Origin of the sequence: Domibacillus tundrae (genome assembly GCF_000970675.1) — a bacterium.
Lineage (GTDB): Bacteria > Bacillota > Bacilli > Bacillales > Domibacillaceae > Domibacillus > Domibacillus tundrae.
The window spans coordinates 1-5,011 of record NZ_LAJA01000013.1 but is presented as its reverse complement, the minus strand read 5'-3'; the positions used below and the strand labels follow the sequence as shown (position 1 = coordinate 5,011).

At 44.6% G+C, this 5,011-nt stretch carries 5 protein-coding genes; 1 reads left to right on the top strand and 4 read right to left on the bottom strand.

The annotated features are described in order from the left end of the window. Nucleotides 1-65 precede the first annotated feature (65 nt). From VQ00_RS11700 to VQ00_RS11685, 4 genes are all read right to left on the bottom strand, one after another. Nucleotides 66-1,022, bottom strand: coding sequence for a tripartite tricarboxylate transporter substrate-binding protein (locus VQ00_RS11700; protein ID WP_082091546.1), 957 nt, complete (start codon nt 1,020-1,022; stop codon nt 66-68). Continuing rightward, nucleotides 1,019-1,699, bottom strand: a complete 681-nt coding sequence (locus VQ00_RS11695) for a response regulator (protein WP_046180326.1) — start codon at nt 1,697-1,699, stop codon at nt 1,019-1,021. Before VQ00_RS11695 ends, VQ00_RS11700 begins: the two co-directional genes overlap by 4 nt. A 19-nt stretch (nt 1,700-1,718) precedes the next feature. After that, nucleotides 1,719-2,981, bottom strand: a complete 1,263-nt coding sequence (locus VQ00_RS11690; protein ID WP_156154055.1) for a sensor histidine kinase — start codon at nt 2,979-2,981, stop codon at nt 1,719-1,721. A 97-nt stretch (nt 2,982-3,078) separates the two neighbouring features. Further along, entirely contained in the window at nt 3,079-4,410 is a 1,332-nt protein-coding gene (locus tag VQ00_RS11685) for a CitMHS family transporter (protein WP_046180327.1), read from the bottom strand. 267 nt (nt 4,411-4,677) lie between these two features. Here VQ00_RS11685 and VQ00_RS11680 point away from each other — a divergent pair, with 267 nt between their 5' ends. After that, on the top strand, nt 4,678-4,944 hold the full coding sequence (locus tag VQ00_RS11680) for a hypothetical protein (protein ID WP_046180324.1): 267 nt from the start codon (nt 4,678-4,680) through the stop codon (nt 4,942-4,944). The last annotated feature ends 67 nt before the right edge of the window (nt 4,945-5,011 follow it).

The following is a 5,011-nucleotide window of genomic DNA, read 5'->3' as shown; positions in this document are numbered from 1 at the left end:
GACAGCCTTTTATGCATCTGCGGTAACACCCCTGCCTCTACGTGGAACCGCAGGAAGAGGTGTCGTCATTTTTGATTCATGATATAGCGGTATTTTTTCATGTCTGCTTCAAGTAACGCGGCGGTGTCTTCGCTGTTTCTGTAAAAGGGTGTCCAATGGTTTTTTTCTAATTCTTCGGCCCAGTATGGGGAGGATTGAACAGCATTCAAAAGGGATGACCACTGCTCTTTTTCTGGCTCACTCATTTCACCAGATCCCATCACGCCGCGCCAATGCGGAAACACGACATCGATGCCTTGTTCTTTCCATGTCGGTACATCAGGCAAATGGCCGAGCCGTTCCGGTGACGAAATGGCGATGATCCGAACGTTTTCTTCCTTTGCAAATGTTTCTGACTGGGATGAGGAAAGAGAAGCTGCCGCAATTTCCCCCGCTTGAAGCGCAGACAAAAGTTCGTCACCGTTTGAATAACGAAAAAAGCGAAGCGATGCAGCGGAAAGTCCTGTAGCACGGGCCGCTTCAGAAAACGCAATTTGGTCATCATTCCCAAATTGTGGTTCAATGCCGATTGGGTAGAGATTCGGCTGTTTTTTCAGTCGTTGCATAAAGTCTGTAATGGATTGAATCGGCGAGTCATCCATTACAATGACCGCCTGCCATTCACTTGCCATCGTGGCAAGCGGGGTAAATTCCCGGTAGTTAAGTGTACTATGGCCAAGCAGATTATTTGTTAACAGCAAACTGGATGTCATCGCGATCGTATGAGGACCGGATTCTTTTAAATGTGCCCATCCATCGTTACCCCCTTCTCCTTCTTCATAGATGATTTGTACGTTATACTTCGTCAGTTTTTCCTTTTCTATGACGGTTTTAACCGAATTAGCGAGGGCATCCCATCCTCCGTCCGGAGAGCCTGGCACGATAAAGGTAAGTTCCTGCTGCGTGAGCGGTTTTTTGGATGGTGTACAGCTGGCAAGCACGATGGAAGCAAGCAGCAGGAGTATGTATTTCTTCCTCATCATTCGATCTTAAAATATCGCCGCTCAGGCCGGCCGACAATGCCATATTCGTGTTCTACCCGGCACTTTCCAGTTGTCACCAAATATTCAAGATAGCGGCGCGCCGTTGTACGGGAAGCACCGATTTTCGCGCCCATTTCCTCAATGGAAATGCCGCTCTCAAGTTCCTGAAGAACGCCGGATACGCGGTTTAATGTAACGCTGTCAATGCCTGTCGGAAGCTGGGCAGCGTGTCTGGGTTCCTGATGCACTGTCCCAGCGAAATACGCATCAACCACGTCTTGCGTTATATGGTCTGTCGCGGATAAAAGGTGTTTTTTCTTCTGATATTGTTTCATCACAGCAGTGAATTTCTCCATCGATACCGGCTTCACCAAATAATGAAATACACCGTAGCGGAGTGCTTCTTGCAGCATATGTTTTTCAGAAGCAGCTGTAATCATAATAATATCGGTTTTTGGAAACCGTTCTTTTAACAACGGCAAAAGTTCTGTGCCCAGCATATCTGGCATGTAAATATCGAGCAGCAGCAAATCAGTCTCATTTTTCTTTAGCAGTGCCAGCGTATCGGCTGCATTCAGTGCTTTTCCAACAACGATAAATCCGTCTAATTGCTGTAGAAATTGTTCTTGTATACTGGCAATACGAAAGTCGTCTTCTGCAATCGCAACACGAATCATGAATATCCATCCTTTTTTGTCAGTCTTCTTTCGGTATGTAAATCGTAAAAATGGTTCCAGCAGGCTCATTCGGTACCACTTCAATCATGCCGTGAAACGATTCAACGGCTTCTTTCACATTGTGGAGCCCAAATCCCCGTCCGTCTCCTTTTGTCGAATAGCCTTTTTCAAATAAAAAATGGAGTACTTGTTCATCGATGCCGGTCCCGTTATCTGTTACTTCGATAATTAACGTTGGGCTGGCATCGGTAATAAGAAACGTAACGAGCGGCTGCTTTACTTGTTTAACCGCTTCAAAGGCATTATCAATTAAGTTGCTGATGACCGTCAGCAGCGAGTGGGCGTCTATATGTGCAGGAAGGGCTGACAATGTGCTTTCTTGTTCGATTGTAAAAAACACTTTTCGCTCGGACGCTTTGGCGGTTTTGCCTAATAAAACCGCTTGAATAAGGTCATCCTGAATTTGCTTGAATACAATCTGATTTTGAAGTGACACGCTGTCGGCTTCTTTTTGAATAAAATCAAGTGCTGCTTCATTCCGTCCGAGCTGCAAAAGGCCGGACAATACGTACAGCTTATTCATAAATTCATGCGTCTGGGCACGCAGGTCATCGGAATAGAGACGCATTTCATCAATCGTTTTTTTGTACATGGCTGCGATTTTAGACGGTTCAAATCCAAGTGTATCGGCTAATATGCTTTTCGTCAGCCAGATCCCGCCCACTACCCCCGCTAACAGAGCAAAGGCAGCTGCGATTAAAATTTCACCGGTTTGAGCGGCTGTTTTCTGTGCAATTGACTTTTTTGAAAATTCAACGGAAACGGTCCCAATCACTTCTGTATAGTTATCTGTTGTCTTCATAATAGGGGCTTTTCCAATAATGGCTTCTCCGTCTGTTCCTGTTTCTTCCACCGTATACGTCCCGCCATAAATGAGCGAGCGGCTATCGGACTCCCGGAGCAGTTCGTTATTCCCGTAGGTGGACAACACAGTGCCGTTTCGTCCGGCAATAGAAATGGACTGTGCTTCGGTCCGCTCTTGTATATGTTCAAGGACAGGTAATAGCGTTTCGCGGTCACGTTGTTCCACTAAAAAAGCGGTTGTCTCCGGCATCAACGAAATCGTCTGCGCGGTTTGAAGCGAAAGCTGGTGAACCTGTTCGGCCGTTTCCCCCGTTTGAATAGCGTAAAAAACAGTGGACATACCGGCAATAATGAAAAAAAGTAAAGAAAAAACAAGCGCAAAAATTTTCGTCCGGAGTGAGACTGTTTTCGTTTTCATGAAGGCTCCAATCTGCTTTTGATCAAATTGTACGAAACATTTGATCAGATGAAAAGAAAAAATCCCGGATTCGAAAAAATCCGGGCCGGGATATAAATTACAACGAAATAACACCAAACAATAAAGCAGCCATCGTCATCACAAGGGATGTTCCGACTGTCCACAGAATTGTAAACCGCTGATACTGCCCGAAATCCACTTTTGCCATCCCGACAAGCAAATAAGTTGATGCTACAAGCGGGCTAAGTAAATGAACCGGCTGCCCAAGCAATGACGCACGGCCAAGTTCAACGGCGCTGATGCCATATGTCGAAGCGGCTTCTGCAATAATCGGCAGAACCCCAAAGTAATACGCGTCATTGGACATGAAAAACGTGAACGGCATGCTTGTAATCGCAGTAATAATCGGCAAGTGCGGCCCCATTGAATCCGGAATGACAGCAACTAAGCTGTTGGCCATTGCATCGACCATTTCTGTTCCAGATAAAATACCGGTAAAAATACCGGCTGCGAAGACAAGTGACACTACCGCCAGCACATTGCTTGCATGTTCGGCAATTCTCTCTTTTTGGTGCATCACATTCGGATAATTTACGGTGATCGCGATGGCAAACGCCAGCATAAACAAAATCGGAAGCGGCATAACGCCTAAAATGAGCATCGCCATAAGTGCAATGGTTAACGCAAAGTTAAACCAAATAAGCTTCGGCCGTTTCCATTTTGCTTCTTCCTCCGAAACAGCGGCAGTGGCTGTGCCAAAAAACGTTAAATAGCTTTTTCCTTCCGCCTGCTGCTGGAGCTCTTCCATCGAAAGGACTCCAAGACGTTTTCTTTCCTGTTTCCCCATCCAATATGCTGACAAAATGACCCATAAAGCTCCCACGATCATCACTGGAATCAACGGGTTAAATAACTCCTGCATATCAAGGTTCAACGCACTCGCCGCACGAGCAGTCGGACCGCCCCAAGGTGTCAAGTTCGTCACCCCCACAGCCATCAACGCAACAGCCGGCAAAATAAGCGGATTCATTTTCAACCGCTGATACAGCGGCAGCATCGAAGAGATCGTAATCATATACGTTGTTGTTCCATCTCCATCAAGGGAAACAATCATTGCCAGCACGGCGGTGCCGACCACAATTTTCATTGGATCCCCTTTAACCGCTTTCAAAATTTTGCCGACGACTGGATCAAAAAGTCCAGCATCGATCATAATCCCAAAATACAAAATCGCAAACATAAGCATAACGCCGGTCGGTGCAAGTTCTGTAATGCCAGTAAGCGCCATATCACCGATGCCAGAACCAAATCCGGCAAAAACAGCAAATGCGGCCGGTACAATCATTAAGGCGATTAATGCGGATAATTTTCCACTCATAATTAAATACATGAAAACAGCTACCATGGAAAAACCGAGAATGGCGAGCATTGTCATCGTTAAACACTCCTTTTCACTTTTATGAAAACGCTTTATTATTGAATAATTTAATTAAATTAAGTGGAAAGATATATAAAACGAAAATTAAAAAAGTATTAACAATAAAAGTCTTTGTGTTCATAAAAACTAATTCATATTTTGCTTCGCTTTTTCTATAAAAAAGACTTTTATTAAATAACCATTCCCCCATCTGTTTATTCTTTTGTAGGGAGGGTAGAAAATTCACTAAATCAAACTAGAATAAAGGAGGAAACGGCATTGGATCTCAATTTGAAAAAGAGGCTGCTCGCCAGTGGAATGGCAGCCGTATTAATGCTTGGCGGCTTATCCGCCTGTGGAGACAGTGAAGAACCGGAAGATCAGCAGGAGGGCCAGCTGGATGAAGAAAACGAGCCAGATCAAGATAATGAGGATCAAAATGACCAGCTTGATGATCAAATCAAACAGGATGATACCATTAATGATGGTGTTGATATGCAGGATGGAGAAAAAGACGATAAACTAAACGAAGAAGAAAATAAATAATTTGTTCTCAAATCGCCTGTCTGGTTCTTCAATAATTAAAAAAGAAAACCCACAAAAAAGGCTTCTG